The sequence below is a fragment of the Aminobacter sp. MDW-2 genome, assembly GCF_014250155.1.
Lineage (GTDB): Bacteria > Pseudomonadota > Alphaproteobacteria > Rhizobiales > Rhizobiaceae > Aminobacter > Aminobacter ciceronei.
The window spans coordinates 5790125-5802906 of record NZ_CP060197.1; the positions used below are offsets into that span (position 1 = coordinate 5790125).

Annotated in this window: 11 protein-coding genes; 8 read left to right on the forward strand and 3 right to left on the reverse strand. The window is 64.0% G+C overall.

Annotation, left to right across the window (positions count from 1 at the left end):
* Positions 1-118: 118 nt before the first annotated feature.
* Complete coding sequence (locus H5P29_RS28560; protein ID WP_067965687.1) at positions 119-538, forward strand: HIT domain-containing protein; 420 nt, start codon at positions 119-121, stop codon at positions 536-538.
* A gap of 29 nt (positions 539-567) precedes the next feature.
* The gene (gene nudC / locus H5P29_RS28565) at positions 568-1509 is read left to right on the forward strand and encodes an NAD(+) diphosphatase (RefSeq protein ID WP_154385923.1); all 942 of its coding nucleotides are present in this window, start codon (positions 568-570) and stop codon (positions 1507-1509) included.
* Here nudC and H5P29_RS28570 read toward each other — a convergent pair.
* From H5P29_RS28570 to H5P29_RS28580, 3 genes are all read right to left on the reverse strand, one after another.
* A complete protein-coding gene (locus H5P29_RS28570) occupies positions 1506-2291 on the reverse strand; it encodes a class I SAM-dependent methyltransferase (RefSeq protein WP_154385924.1) in 786 nt (261 codons plus the stop codon). The genes nudC and H5P29_RS28570 overlap by 4 nt on opposite strands.
* 202 nt (positions 2292-2493) lie before the next feature.
* A complete protein-coding gene (locus H5P29_RS28575) occupies positions 2494-3357 on the reverse strand; it encodes a prephenate dehydratase (RefSeq protein WP_067965694.1) in 864 nt (287 codons plus the stop codon).
* A 16-nt stretch (positions 3358-3373) separates the two neighbouring features.
* Positions 3374-4102 (reverse strand): 3-deoxy-manno-octulosonate cytidylyltransferase, encoded by a 729-nt coding sequence (locus tag H5P29_RS28580; RefSeq protein WP_067965697.1) that lies wholly within the window; start codon positions 4100-4102, stop codon positions 3374-3376.
* A 197-nt stretch (positions 4103-4299) separates the two neighbouring features.
* On the opposite strand from H5P29_RS28580, the gene H5P29_RS28585 reads away from it, so the two are divergent.
* From H5P29_RS28585 to H5P29_RS28610, 6 genes are all read left to right on the forward strand, one after another.
* Entirely contained in the window at positions 4300-4950 is a 651-nt protein-coding gene (locus H5P29_RS28585) for a cytochrome c family protein (RefSeq protein WP_067965700.1), read from the forward strand.
* A gap of 153 nt (positions 4951-5103) precedes the next feature.
* Positions 5104-6978: an extracellular solute-binding protein gene (locus H5P29_RS28590; RefSeq protein ID WP_083948710.1), complete on the forward strand. Its 1875-nt coding sequence runs from the start codon at positions 5104-5106 to the stop codon at positions 6976-6978.
* The gene (locus H5P29_RS28595) at positions 6975-8846 is read left to right on the forward strand and encodes an extracellular solute-binding protein (RefSeq protein WP_246340909.1); all 1872 of its coding nucleotides are present in this window, start codon (positions 6975-6977) and stop codon (positions 8844-8846) included. The genes H5P29_RS28590 and H5P29_RS28595 overlap by 4 nt, the downstream gene beginning before the upstream one ends.
* Positions 8847-8891: 45 nt before the next feature.
* On the forward strand, positions 8892-9998 hold the full coding sequence (locus H5P29_RS28600; RefSeq protein WP_154385926.1) for a microcin C ABC transporter permease YejB: 1107 nt from the start codon (positions 8892-8894) through the stop codon (positions 9996-9998).
* A complete protein-coding gene (locus tag H5P29_RS28605) occupies positions 9998-11140 on the forward strand; it encodes an ABC transporter permease (RefSeq protein WP_067965707.1) in 1143 nt (380 codons plus the stop codon). The genes H5P29_RS28600 and H5P29_RS28605 overlap by 1 nt, the downstream gene beginning before the upstream one ends.
* Positions 11137-12768: an ABC transporter ATP-binding protein gene (locus H5P29_RS28610; RefSeq protein WP_067965709.1), complete on the forward strand. Its 1632-nt coding sequence runs from the start codon at positions 11137-11139 to the stop codon at positions 12766-12768. The genes H5P29_RS28605 and H5P29_RS28610 overlap by 4 nt, the downstream gene beginning before the upstream one ends.
* Positions 12769-12782: the final 14 nt, after the last annotated feature.

Genomic DNA, 12782 nt, shown 5'->3' on the forward strand with positions numbered 1-12782 from the left:
ATATCGGTGCAACGCGCGGTGCGTCAGTGCGCCAACGTTTCAGGGCCAACCTTTTCAATGATTCGCTTGCAGCCGTGACAGCCACACTCTAGCCTTCGATCAAACAAGGGAAACGCCAATGATTTCGGGGCTCAAGGCCGGGTTTACGCTGGATTCGCGTCTCGACGCCGACAGCGAACCGCTGATGTGGCTCGGCCTTTGCGAATTGCGCGTCATGAACGACCAGCGCTGGCCTTGGCTGGTGCTGGTGCCGCAGCGCCCCGGCGTCGAGGAAATCCATGACCTGACCCCGCTCGACCAGGCGATGCTGACCTTCGAGAGCAACATGGTGGCGCATGCGCTGAAGCGTGCAACCGGCTGCGCCAAGATCAACAGCGGCGCGCTCGGCAACATCGTGCGGCAACTGCATTTTCACGTCGTCGCGCGCACCGAGGGCGATCCCGGCTGGCCCGGCCCGGTCTGGGGCCATGGCGTGCGCCAGCCCTATCGCCGCGACGATCTCCACCGGTTTGCCGAGAGCATCAAGTCGGCTCTATAACGCTGCCCTGACGCACACCAGAGTTCCAGATGCCTTTCAGCCTGTTCGACGCCCCCCAGCGTGAAGCCAGCCATTTCCTCGGCTTCTCCGGCAACATCATCGACCGCCAGTCGGAAAAGCGCAGCGACGATTCGGCTGTGAAGGCCCTCGCCGAACCCGGCGCGAGACTGATTCTGGTCGCGCAAGGGCGGTTGCTGCTCGATTTCAGCGGCGGGTCGGCCACCCCCTATTTCTCGCGCGCGGCAGCCGAGGCGCTGGGGGCTGGGACCGGCGAGGCGATCCTGCTCGGCCGCGCTGACGAAATCGCCATGCTGGCCCTGCCCGTCGCTGCGGAGCAGGAGGGCCTACCGGAGCACATCAAATCCATCGACTTCCGATCGATTCTGGCGCAACGCCTGACCGACGAAGCCGGTCTCGGCGCCCTGGCGCAGGGCGCGGCACTGCTTGCCTGGCATGCCAGCCACCGCTTCTGTGGCCGCTGTGGTGCTGCAACCGAAATGCGCGCCGGCGGCTACAAGCGCCACTGCACGGGATGCGGTACCGAGCATTTCCCGCGCACCGACCCCGTCGCCATCATGCTGACGGTGTCGGGCGACAAGTGCCTGATGGGGCGCGGCCGGCATTTCGCGCCGGGTGTCTATTCGGCGCTCGCCGGCTTCATCGAGCCGGGCGAAACCATCGAGGCGGCGGTGCGGCGCGAAACGCTCGAGGAAGCCGGCATCCGGCTCGGTCGCGTCGTCTACCATTCGAGCCAGCCCTGGCCGTTCCCCTACTCGCTGATGATCGGCTGCTATGGCGAGGCGCTGAACGACGACATTTCAAGGGACACCGACGAACTTGAGGACTGCCGCTGGTTCCCCCGGGCGGAGGTCCTGCAGATGCTCGCCGGCACCCATCCCGGCGAGCTCAGGGTGCCGCCGGGACATGCCATCGCGCACCAGCTCATCCGCACCTGGGCGGAGAGCGACTAGGGCGCTGGCCTCGCCTTCACCCAGCGAAACTGATTGGCAAGCGCGACCTGACCATCCGCGCGTACATAGGGCGCAATGGCATCGATCAGCGCGTCCCGAACTCTGTCGGCCCCCGAATGGCGTTCGGCGCGCGTGACAATCCCGGCCGAAGCGAAGGCTCGCAAGGCTATGTCCTTACCGGGGAAGACGATGGTGGCGTCAAGTTGCCCGTCATCGATCGGCTCAAGCCCGGCCCTGCTCATGAACGCCTCGATCACCCCGGGGTTCGAAAGCGATGGCACAGCAGATGCGGGCGAAGGCGGCAGCAACGGCCCGAGCGCGCTCATCGCTGCCAGCTGCAACTGGCTCTTGTCGCGCTGGCCCCAAACCAGCATGAAAACAATGCCGCGGCCGTGGCAAACCCGAGCCGCCTCGCTGAGGGCGCGGACCATGTCGCCTGCGAACTGGAAAGCGTTGATGCCAGTCACGATGTCGAAGGCGCCGTCGACGAAGGGCAATTCCTCCATCTCGCCGACTTCGATGCTGGCGTCAGGCAAGCGCTGTCGTGCGATGGCCGCCAGCGCCCCCGACGCGTCGAGGCCTGCGACGGCCGCGCCACGCTCTCGCGCAAGACTTAGCAATCCACCGGCGCCGCAGCCGACATCGAGCAGCCTCTTACCTCGCCCGACGCCGACCAGCGTCATGACATTTTCGAACACCGGCCGCCATGCGGGTTCCTGGACTTCGGCCCAGTCGCGCGCCTTGGCGCCCCACAATTCCCCCTGGATGGCAGCCGTACCCATGGGCTTGTCCTAGCGCAGCCGATGCTGCGCCAGGTGTAGCGAACGCACAATTCAATCTGTGGTGAGACGAGACGATAGTGGCCTGGCGGAGGTCCTGCAGTTGCGCGCAGGCACCCATCCCGGCGAGCTCCGGGTGCCGCCGGGAAATACCATCGCCTACCAGCTCATCCACGCCTGGGCGGACGAGGGCTGACTGAAATGCTCAGTCGGCGACCTGCCACGCCTCGCGGGAATCGCTCGCCGGGTAGACGCCGAGGATGCGCACCTCGCGTGAGAAAAAGCGCAGCTCCTCCAGCGCGTGGGTGACACCCGGGTCCTCCGGATGGCCCTCGATGTCGGCGTAGAACAGCGTCGCAGTGAAGGCGCCGAGCTGGTAGCTCTCCAGCTTGGTCATGTTGACGCCGTTGGTGGCGAAGCCGCCCATCGCCTTGTACAGCGCCGCCGGTACGTTGCGGACGCGGAACATGAAGGTCGTCATCATCTTGGCATCCTGGCTCGGACGCTCGACCCACTGCTTGTTCTTGGTCAGGACGACGAAGCGCGTGACGTTGCTGTCGGTGTCCTCGACATTCTCTTCCAGTATGTCCAGGCCATAGAGCGAGGCGGCGAGACGCGGCGCGAGCGCCGCCATCGTCCGGTCCTTGACCTCGGACACCAGCTTGGCGGCACCCGCGGTGTCACCGGCGATCACCGGCTTCCAGCTGTTCTTGCGGATGTATTTGCGGCACTGGCCGAGCGCGTGGATGTGGCTGTGCACGGTCTTGATCTCGGAACGCTGAACGCCCGGCAGGACCATCAGCTGGAAATGGATCGGCAGGAAATACTCGCCGACGATGTGCAGCTTCGATTCAGGCAACAGGTGATGGATGTCGGCGACACGGCCGGCGATCGTGTTCTCGATCGGGATCATGGCGAGATCGGCCTTGCCGGTCTCCACCGCGTTGAAAGCATCTTCGAAGGTCGCGCAGGGCAGCGGCTCCATGTCGGGGAACATGTTGCGGCAGGCGGTGTCGGAATTGGCGCCCGGCTCGCCCTGGAAGGAAATCTTGTTGGTCGTCGTCGGCATGGTCGGCCTGTCTGTTCTAGTTCGAGAGAAGTTCGCGCGCGCGTTCGAGATGCTCCGGCGTGTCGACGCCCAGCGGCACCGTGTCGACGATTTCGACGTCGATGCGCATGCCGGCTTCCAGCGCGCGCAGCTGCTCGAGACGCTCGCGCTTTTCCAGCGGCGACGGGCCGAGCCCGACGAAGCGTTCGAGCGCTGCGCGGCGGTAAACATAGAGCCCGACATGATGATAGAGCGGGCCGTCGCCCCAGGGCGCCGTCGCACGGGTGAAGTAGAGTGCCCTCATCCGCCCGGCCGACAGTGGCGAACCGATGATCTTGGGAACGTTGGGATCGACCTTTTCCTCGTGGCGGGTGATTTCGACACCGAGCGTCGAGATGTCGACCGACTCGTCCTCCAGCGGCCGAAGTGCTGCCTGGATGATCGCGGGATCGATCGTCGGCAGGTCACCCTGGACATTGACGACGGTGTCGACCGTACCCTTCGGATCGAGCGTCGTCAGTGCCTCGAAGATGCGGTCCGAACCCGACTCATGGTCGGCGCGTGTCATGACCGCCTCGAAGCCGTGCGTCCGCACCGTTTCCGCGACCATGTCGCTGTCGGTCGCCACGACCACGCGGCCGAGCCCGCATTCGGACGCGCGGGCCGCTACGTGGACGATCATCGGCCGGCCGGCGATGTCGGCCAATGGCTTGCCGGGCAAGCGTGTCGAGGCCATGCGGGCGGGGATCAGGACAAGGGTGGACATGGCTTGGCGACTGTTTCTAATGGTGTTGGAAAGTGTCAAAAGGTCTCACTGGAAGGGCCCTTATAGGTGTTGCAACCGGCAAGCAAAAGACCTAGTTTCCGCGCGATTTGACCCGGCCAGCCGGGCGACAGACGATACCGACGAACGGCAGCGATCGCAGAGGATGGTGATCGGCCGGATAAGGGAGCCAGGGGCGTATGGACTCATTTGAAATGAACAAGGTGCTTGGCGGTCTGCTGGGTACTGCCTTTGTGGTGTTCTCCATCTCGCTGGTGTCGGACGCGATCTTCGCAGCCCCGGTTCCAGAGAAGCCCGGCTTTGCCATCGAAGCCGCTGAAGAAGGCGGCGCAGGTGCCGGCGGCGGCGAGGCTGCTCCGGCTGCCGTACCGATCGCCCAGCTCCTGGCCAGCGCCAACGCCGAGGCGGGTGCTGCCGTGTTCAAGAAGTGCACTGCCTGCCACTCGATCGAGAAGGGCGGCCCGAACAAGGTCGGTCCGGACCTGTGGGGCGTGGTCAACCGTCCGATCGCCTCGCATGAGGGCTTCGGCTATTCGGGCCCGATGAAGGAATTCTCGGAAGGCGGCAAGGTCGTCTGGGACTTCGAGCACCTCAACCACTTCCTGACGTCGCCCAAGGGCTACATCAAGGGCACCGCGATGGGCTTCGCCGGCATCAAGAAGGATGACGAGCGCGCAAACCTGATCGCCTACCTGAATTCGCAGTCGGACAGCCCGGCACCGCTGCCCGCGGCTGACGCTGCTCCGGCCGCCACGCCTGCCGCAGCTCCGGCTGAAGGCGCAGCCCCTGCGACTCCTGCAGAGGGCGCCGCTCCGGCCACCGCTCACTAAGCGATTTGTAATCTTCGCATCTTGAAAAAGCCGGGTTTAGCCCGGCTTTTTTGTTGCCTGGCGCAAACATAAGGCGACATTTGTCGAACGGCCGGTTTCCATGCGCCGGGAATGAATTAGAGTGTCGCGAAGCACCGGGCGAAGGGGATTTTGATGAAGGCTTGCCTGACCAGGTTTCTTGCGATTGCAGGTCTCGCCGTTGCGGCCCTGTCGACGGCACCTGCCAACGCCCAGGAATGGCAGACCTCGTCAACCCTGAACGGCGTTTCCAAATACGGTCAGGATTTCAAGCAGTACGATTTCGTCAATCCGAACGCGCCCAAGGGCGGCACGCTCAACTCGACGACGCCGGGCACCTTCGACAGCTTCAATCCCTACATCATCAAGGGCTTGCCGGCAGCCGGTTTCGTCGGCTTTGGCGGCGGACTGATCTATGAAACGCTGATGGAGCAGTCGATAGACGAGCCCAGCACCAGCCACCCGATGATCGCCGATGCCTACAAGTTTCCGGCCGACTACTCCTACGCGACCTATCGGCTCGACCCGCGCGCCAAATGGCATGACGGCCAGCCGATCACGACCGATGATGTCATCTGGTCTTTCAATGTCCTGAAGGCCAACAGCCCGCAATATGGCCAGTACTACGTCAACGTGACCGAGGCGGTGGCGACGGGCGAACGCGAGGTGACCTTCCGCTTCAACCAGAAAGGCAACCGGGAACTGCCCAAGATCATGGGCGACCTGGTGGTCTTGCCCAAGCACTGGTGGGAAGGAACCGACGCTGCGGGCAAGAAGCGCGACATCACCCGGCCGACGCTCGAGATTCCGTTGGGCTCGGGCGCCTACAAGGTCGAGAGCTTCAAACCGGGCACCGAGATCGTCTGGACACGCGTGCCCGACTATTGGGGCGCAAATGTCGGGGTCAATGTCGGGCGCAACAACTTCGACAAGCGCCGCTACGCTTACTTCCTCGACGACAACGCCGAATGGGAAGCCTTCAAGAAGGGCGGCCTGGAGGACATCAAGCCGGAGAACAGCTCGCGGCGCTGGTCGACGCAGTATAATTTCCCCGCCCTCCAGGCAGGTGACGTCATCAAGAAGGAATTCAAGACGACCTCGGGCGAGCCATTCCAAGGCTATGCGCTCAATTTACGCCGCCCGCAGTTCCAGGATCGCCGCGTCAGGCAGGCGCTGACGCTGGCTTACAATTTCGAATACATGAACCGCACCCTGTTCTTCGGGCTCAACACCCGCACGAACAGCTATTTCCAGGGCCAGGACCTGGCCTCGAGCGGCTTGCCCGCCGGCAAGGAACTGGAGCTGTTGACGCAGTACAAGGACAAGCTGCCGCCGGAGCTGTTCACCGAGGAGTTCAAGCTGCCGGTCTACGACACGCCGCAGGCCGAGCGGCAGTATCTCCGCCAGGCGATCGGCCTGTTCGCCGAGGCCGGCTGGCGCGCCAAGGGCGGCAAGCTGATGAACGACAAGGGCGAGCAGTTCAAGATCGAATTCCTCGGCAAGGACGCCACCGACGAGGTCATAGCGAGCCCCTTCATCGATAGCCTGCGCCGGCTCGGCATCGATGCGACGCTGCGCATGGTCGACACCAGCCAGTTCGTCAACCGGATCGACAATTACGATTTCGACGTGACGACGACGATCCTCAACCAGTCGTCGTCGCCGGGCAATGAGCAGCGCGATTTCTGGGGATCGAAGGCCGCAGCCAAGCCCGGTTCGCGCAATGTCATGGGCATCAACGACCCTATCGTCGATGCGCTGGTCGAGCGCGTCATCTTCGCCACCGACCGCGATGACCTCTTGGCCGCCACCCATGCGCTCGATCGCGTGCTGTTGTGGAACTATTACGCCGTGCCGCAATACCACCGCTCGGTGCTGTGGCTGGCCTACTGGAACAAGTTCGGCATTCCCGACAAGCAGCCGGGCTTCATCGGCGCTGATATCAATTCATGGTGGATCGACAAGGACAAGGAAGCGGCGCTGGCCGCCAAATACAAGGGCGTCAATTGAGCGCGCGCCTCCCCCGCAGGGACTTCCTCGCGCTCGGCGCAGCTGCAGCGGCCGCCCCCTTCATCCCGGGGCGCGCCTTCGCGGCGAGCCCGACCGGCACCGGACTGCACGGGCTGTCGGCCTTCGGCGACCTGAAATACGGCCCCGACTTCACCCATTTCGACTTCGTCAATCTCGACGCGCCCAAGGGCGGCACATTCAATTTTTTGCCGAACTACTGGTACTTCAACCAGAGCCCGCTGACCTTCAACACGCTCAACACCTTCGTCGCCAGGGGCGACGCGCCGCCGCGCATGGAGCTTTGCTACGATTCGCTGATGGTGCGGGCGATCGACGAGCCCGATGCAATCTACGGCCTGCTCGCCAGTTCGGTGACGATCTCCGACGACCGCAACAGCTTCGACTTCGCGCTGCGGCCCGAGGCGCGCTTCAACGACGGCACGCCGTTCACCGCCGACGACGCGGTATTTGCCTTCGACCTGTTCAAGAAGGACGGGCATCCCAACCTGCTTCTGCCGCTCAGCCATCTCAAGGAGGCGAAGGCGCTCGACCCGCATACGCTGCGGCTGACCTTCGACGGCAAGCAGTCGGACCGCACCATCCTTGATGTCGCGACCTACGCCATTCCGGCCAAAGCTTTCTTCGAGACCCACCCGTTCGACGCGTCGGAGCTCAAGGCGCCACTCGGTTCAGGCCCCTACAAGGTCGGCCGCGTGTCGCCCGGTCAGTCCATCGAATACGAGCGCGTCGCCGACTATTGGGGCCGCGACCTGCCGGTCAGCCGCGGCCTCTACAATTTCGACCGCATCCGCGTCGAATTCTACCAGGACCGGCAGGCAGCGTTTGAAGCCTTCAAGAAAGGCGACATCCATTTCCGCCAGGAAGCCACGGCGCGCATCTGGGCCACCGGCTACGATTTCCCCGCCTTCACGGCCGGCAAGGTGATCAAGCGCGAGTTTCCCAGCGAAAAGCGACCAACGATGCAGGCGATGGCGCTGAACCAGCGCCGCGCGCGTTTCCGCGATCCCCGCGTGCGCCAGGCAATTGCCCTGTGCTTCGATTTCGAATGGACGAAGCGCAACCTGTTCTATGGTTCCTACGAACGCTCGCAGTCGACATTCGAGAAATCGGCCTACAAGGCCGAGGGCCTGCCCTCCCCAGCCGAACTGGCGCTGCTCGAACCGTTCCGCGGCCGCATCCCCGACGAGACCTTCGGCGAAGCCGTGCTGCAGCCGCCTTCGGACGGTTCGGGCCGCGACCGCAAGCTGCTCGGCCAGGCGTCGAAGCTGCTTTCCGACGCCGGCTGGGTCCGCAAGGATGGCAGGCTGCGCAACGACAAGGGCGAGGCGCTGACGCTCGAAATCCTCGTCGACGACGACGCTTTCGTGCGTGTGTACTCGCCCTGGGCCGAAAACATGAAGGCGATCGGCATCGAAGCTACGCTGCGCCTGGTCGATTCGACCCAGTATCAGGCCCGGCAGACAAGCTTCGACTACGATGCCATTTCGGCGGCGGCCGGGTTTTCGGCGACGCCCAGCCGCGACGAGATCGACGGGCTGTTCCACTCGCGCTCGGCCAAGTTGCAGGGCTCGACCAATCTGCCCGGCACTGCCGATCCTGCCGTCGACGCGCTGATCGACGCCGTGGGTGCGGCCAAGGATCGCGAAACGCTGACGGTTGCCATGCGCGCGCTCGACCGGCTCTTGCGCGCCCGGCAAGACTGGATTCCAAATTGGTTTTCGGCGAATCACCGCGCCGCCTTCTGGGACATGTTCGGCTACAAGGAGCCGAAGCCGGACTTCGGCTTTCCCGTCGAGGCGATGTGGTGGTTCGACAAGGACAAGGCTGCACGTATTGGCAAGACCTGAGATTTCTAGGACTGAACCCACGCTCCGTTCGAGGGGCTTCGCCTGATGGGCGCCTATATCCTCCGCCGCATCCTTCTGATGATCCCGACCCTGTTCGGCATCATGGCGATCTCGTTTGCCGTCATCCAGTTCGCGCCGGGCGGGCCGGTCGAGCAGGTCATCGCCAAGCTGACCGGCCAGGGCGGCGACGCCGCCGACCGTCTGTCGGGCAGCAGCGGCGACCTCGGCGGTAACAACAACTTCGATCCAGCGGGTGGCGAAGGTTCGTCCAAGTACCGCGGCGCGCAAGGCCTCGATCCGGAGTTCATCGCCAAGCTTGAAAAGCAGTTCGGCTTCGACAAGCCGCCGCTCGAACGCTTCTTCATGATGCTGTGGAACTACATCCGCTTCGACTTCGGCGAGAGCTACTTCCGCGACGTCTCGGTGCTCGACCTGATCCTCGAGAAGATGCCGGTGTCGATCTCGCTCGGCATCTGGATCACGCTCCTGTCTTACATGATCTCGATCCCGCTCGGCATCCGCAAGGCGGTCAAGGATGGTTCGAGCTTCGACATCTGGACCAGCGGTATCATCATCATCGGCTACGCCATCCCGGCCTTCCTGTTCGCCATCCTTTTGATGGTGGTGTTTGCCGGCGGTTCGTTCTTCGACTGGTTCCCGCTGCGCGGCCTGACCTCGGAGAATTTCGACCAGCTCTCACTCGGCGGCAAAGTGCTCGATTATCTCTGGCATCTGGCGCTGCCGCTGACGGCGCTCGTGCTGTCAGCCTTCGCCACCACCACTTTGCTCACCAAGAACTCGTTTCTGGACGAGATCCGCAAGCAGTATGTCGTCACCGCACGCGCCAAGGGCCTGTCCGAACACCGGGTGCTCTACGGCCATGTCTTCCGCAATGCCATGCTGATCGTCATCGCCGGCTTCCCGGGTGCCTTCATCTCCGCCTTCTTCACCGGCTCGCTCTTGATCGAGAACATCTTCTCGCTCGACGGGCTCGGCCTGCTCGGCTTCCGTTCCGTGCTCGACCGCGACTACCCCGTGGTGTTCGCCAATCTCTACATCTTCTCGCTGATGGGGCTGTTCGTCGCCCTGATCTCCGACCTGCTCTACACCTGGATCGACCCGCGCATCGATTTCGAACGGAGGGACGTCTGATGTCGGCGGTCGACACCGTATCCGTGCCGGTCAAGCGGCCCTGGCTCTCGCCGATCAACAAGCGGCGCTGGCTGAGCTTCAAGGCCAACCGCCGCGGTTACTGGTCACTGTGGATCTTCCTCGTGCTGTTCGTGCTGTCGCTGTTCTCCGAACTGATCGCCAACGACCGGCCGCTTCTGATCCGCTTCAAGGGCGAGTTCTACTCGCCTGTTATCAGCGACTATGGCGAGGAGACCTTCCTCGGCGACGAGGGCTTCCTGCCTGTTACCGACTACCGCATCTCGTTGGTGCAGGAGGCGATCGCGGCCAATGGCTGGGCGATCTGGCCGCCGGTCCGCTATTCCTACCGCACCACCAACAACGAAATCCCCGAGGCGGCACCCGCCAAGCCGTCCTGGATGTATGCCAAGGACGTGCGGTGCCAACGCTATCCGCTTGGCGTCGACGATCCCAACTGCACTGTCGGCAACTGGAACTGGCTCGGCACCGACGACCAGGCCCGCGACGTGCTCGCCCGCGTCATCTACGGCTTCCGCATCTCGGTGCTGTTTGGCCTGATCCTGACCGCCGGCTCGGCGCTGATCGGCGTGACCGCAGGCGCCATGCAGGGCTATTTCGGCGGCTGGACTGACCTTCTGTTCCAGCGCTTCATCGAAATCTGGTCGGCGATCCCGGTGCTCTATCTGCTGCTGATCGTCGCGGCGATCCTGCCGCCGGGCTTCTTCATCCTGCTTGGGCTGATGCTGCTGTTTTCCTGGGTGGCGCTGGTCGGCGTGGTGCGGGCAGAGTTCCTGCGCGCCCGCAATTTCGAATACGTCAACGCCGCGCGAGCGCTCGGCGTGCCCAACCGCACCATCATCTTCCGCCACCTGCTGCCCAACGCCATGGTGGCGACGCTGACATTCCTGCCCTTCATCCTCAACAGCTCGATCTCGACGCTGACGTCGCTCGACTTCCTCGGCTTCGGCCTGCCGCCCGGCTCGGCCTCGCTCGGCGAACTGCTCAAGCAAGGCCAGCGCAATCTCAACGCGCCGTGGCTCGGTTTGTCCGGCTTCGTCGTCATCTCGGTGATGCTGTCGCTGCTGATCTTCATCGGCGAGGCGACCCGCGACGCCTTCGATCCAAGGAAGACGTTCAAGTGAGCGCCGCCCCTCTCCTCTCCGTCCAGGACCTCTCGGTCGCCTTCAGCCAGGGCGGCACAACGACAAAGGCCGTCGACCACATCTCCTTCGACATCGCCAAGGGCGAGACGGTGGCGCTGGTCGGCGAATCGGGTTCCGGCAAGTCGGTGTCGGCCCTGTCGGTGCTCAAGCTCCTGCCCTATCCGCCGGCAAGCCACCCGTCGGGCAAGATGATGTTTGGCGGCCAGGACCTGCTCTCCCTGAACGAGAACGCATTGCGCAAGGTGCGCGGCAACAAGATCACCATGATCTTCCAGGAGCCGATGACCTCGCTCAACCCGCTGCACACGATCGAGCAGCAGATCGTCGAGGTGCTGTCGCTGCACCAGGGCATGGGCGAGCGGCAGGCCAAGGCGCGCACGCTCGAACTGCTCGAGGAGGTCGGCATCCGCGACCCCAAGAAGCGCCTCGACGCCTATCCGCACCAGCTCTCCGGCGGCCAGCGTCAGCGCGTGATGATCGCCATGGCGCTAGCCAACGAACCGGAACTGCTGATCGCCGACGAGCCGACGACGGCGCTCGACGTCACGGTCCAGGCCCAGATTCTCGAGCTGCTCGCCAAACTGAAGGCCCGCAAGGGCATGTCGATGCTGTTCATCACCCATGACCTCGGCATCGTCCGGCGCATCGCCGACCGGGTCTGCGTCATGACCAAGGGCCAGATCGTCGAAAGCGGGCCGACGAAGGAGATTTTCGACAATCCGCAGCACAGCTACACGCGCCACCTGCTGGCTGCCGAGCCGAAGGGCAAGCCGCCGGTTGTCGACGTGTCGGCCAAGACGGTGATGCAGGGCTCGGACGTCAAGGTTTGGTTCCCGATCAAGCAAGGCTTTTTCCGCAAGACCGTCGACCACGTGAAGGCCGTCGACGGCATCGACGTTGCGGTGCGCGCCGGCCAGACCGTCGGCGTCGTCGGCGAATCCGGATCCGGCAAGACGACACTGGGGCTTGCCTTGACCCGCATGATCTCGTCGCAGGGCCGGATCGATTTCGAAGGCCGCGAGATCGACAAGTTCAGCTTCGGCGCCATGCGCCCGCTGCGCCGCGAGATGCAGATCGTGTTCCAGGACCCGTTCGGCTCGCTCAGCCCGCGCATGTCGGTGGCCGACATCATCGAGGAAGGGCTCAAGATCCACGAGCCCCGGCTGAAGGCAGCCGAGCGCGACCAGAAGGTCGTCGATGTGCTGCGCGAAGTCGGCCTCGATCCCGAAACGCGCTTCCGCTATCCGCATGAGTTTTCCGGCGGCCAGCGCCAGCGCATCGCCATTGCGCGCGCCATGGTGCTCAAGCCGCGCTTCGTCATGCTCGACGAGCCGACCTCGGCGCTCGACATGAGCGTGCAGGCACAGGTCGTCGACCTGCTGCGCAACCTGCAGGCCAGGCACGACCTTGCCTATCTGTTCATCAGCCACGACCTCAAGGTGGTGCGGGCGCTGGCCAACGAGGTTATCGTCATGCGCAATGGCAAGGTGGTTGAGGCGGGACCCTCCGAACAGATTTTCGAGCGCCCGCAAACCGACTACACTCGGGCGCTGATCTCGGCGGCATTCCGGATCGAGACGGCGCCGACAGGTGTGGTCAGCGAATAGCAGGCGCAAGGGAA

Coding starts and splice junctions, on each gene's coding strand:
- H5P29_RS28560 (WP_067965687.1), top strand. CDS start 119: ATGATTTCGGGGCTCAAGGCCGGGTTTACGCTGGATTCGCGTCTCGAC.
- nudC (WP_154385923.1), top strand. CDS start 568: ATGCCTTTCAGCCTGTTCGACGCCCCCCAGCGTGAAGCCAGCCATTTC.
- H5P29_RS28570 (WP_154385924.1), bottom strand. CDS start 2,291: ATGGGTACGGCTGCCATCCAGGGGGAATTGTGGGGCGCCAAGGCGCGC.
- H5P29_RS28575 (WP_067965694.1), bottom strand. CDS start 3,357: ATGCCGACGACGACCAACAAGATTTCCTTCCAGGGCGAGCCGGGCGCC.
- H5P29_RS28580 (WP_067965697.1), bottom strand. CDS start 4,102: ATGTCCACCCTTGTCCTGATCCCCGCCCGCATGGCCTCGACACGCTTG.
- H5P29_RS28585 (WP_067965700.1), top strand. CDS start 4,300: ATGGACTCATTTGAAATGAACAAGGTGCTTGGCGGTCTGCTGGGTACT.
- H5P29_RS28590 (WP_083948710.1), top strand. CDS start 5,104: ATGAAGGCTTGCCTGACCAGGTTTCTTGCGATTGCAGGTCTCGCCGTT.
- H5P29_RS28600 (WP_154385926.1), top strand. CDS start 8,892: ATGGGCGCCTATATCCTCCGCCGCATCCTTCTGATGATCCCGACCCTG.
- H5P29_RS28605 (WP_067965707.1), top strand. CDS start 9,998: ATGTCGGCGGTCGACACCGTATCCGTGCCGGTCAAGCGGCCCTGGCTC.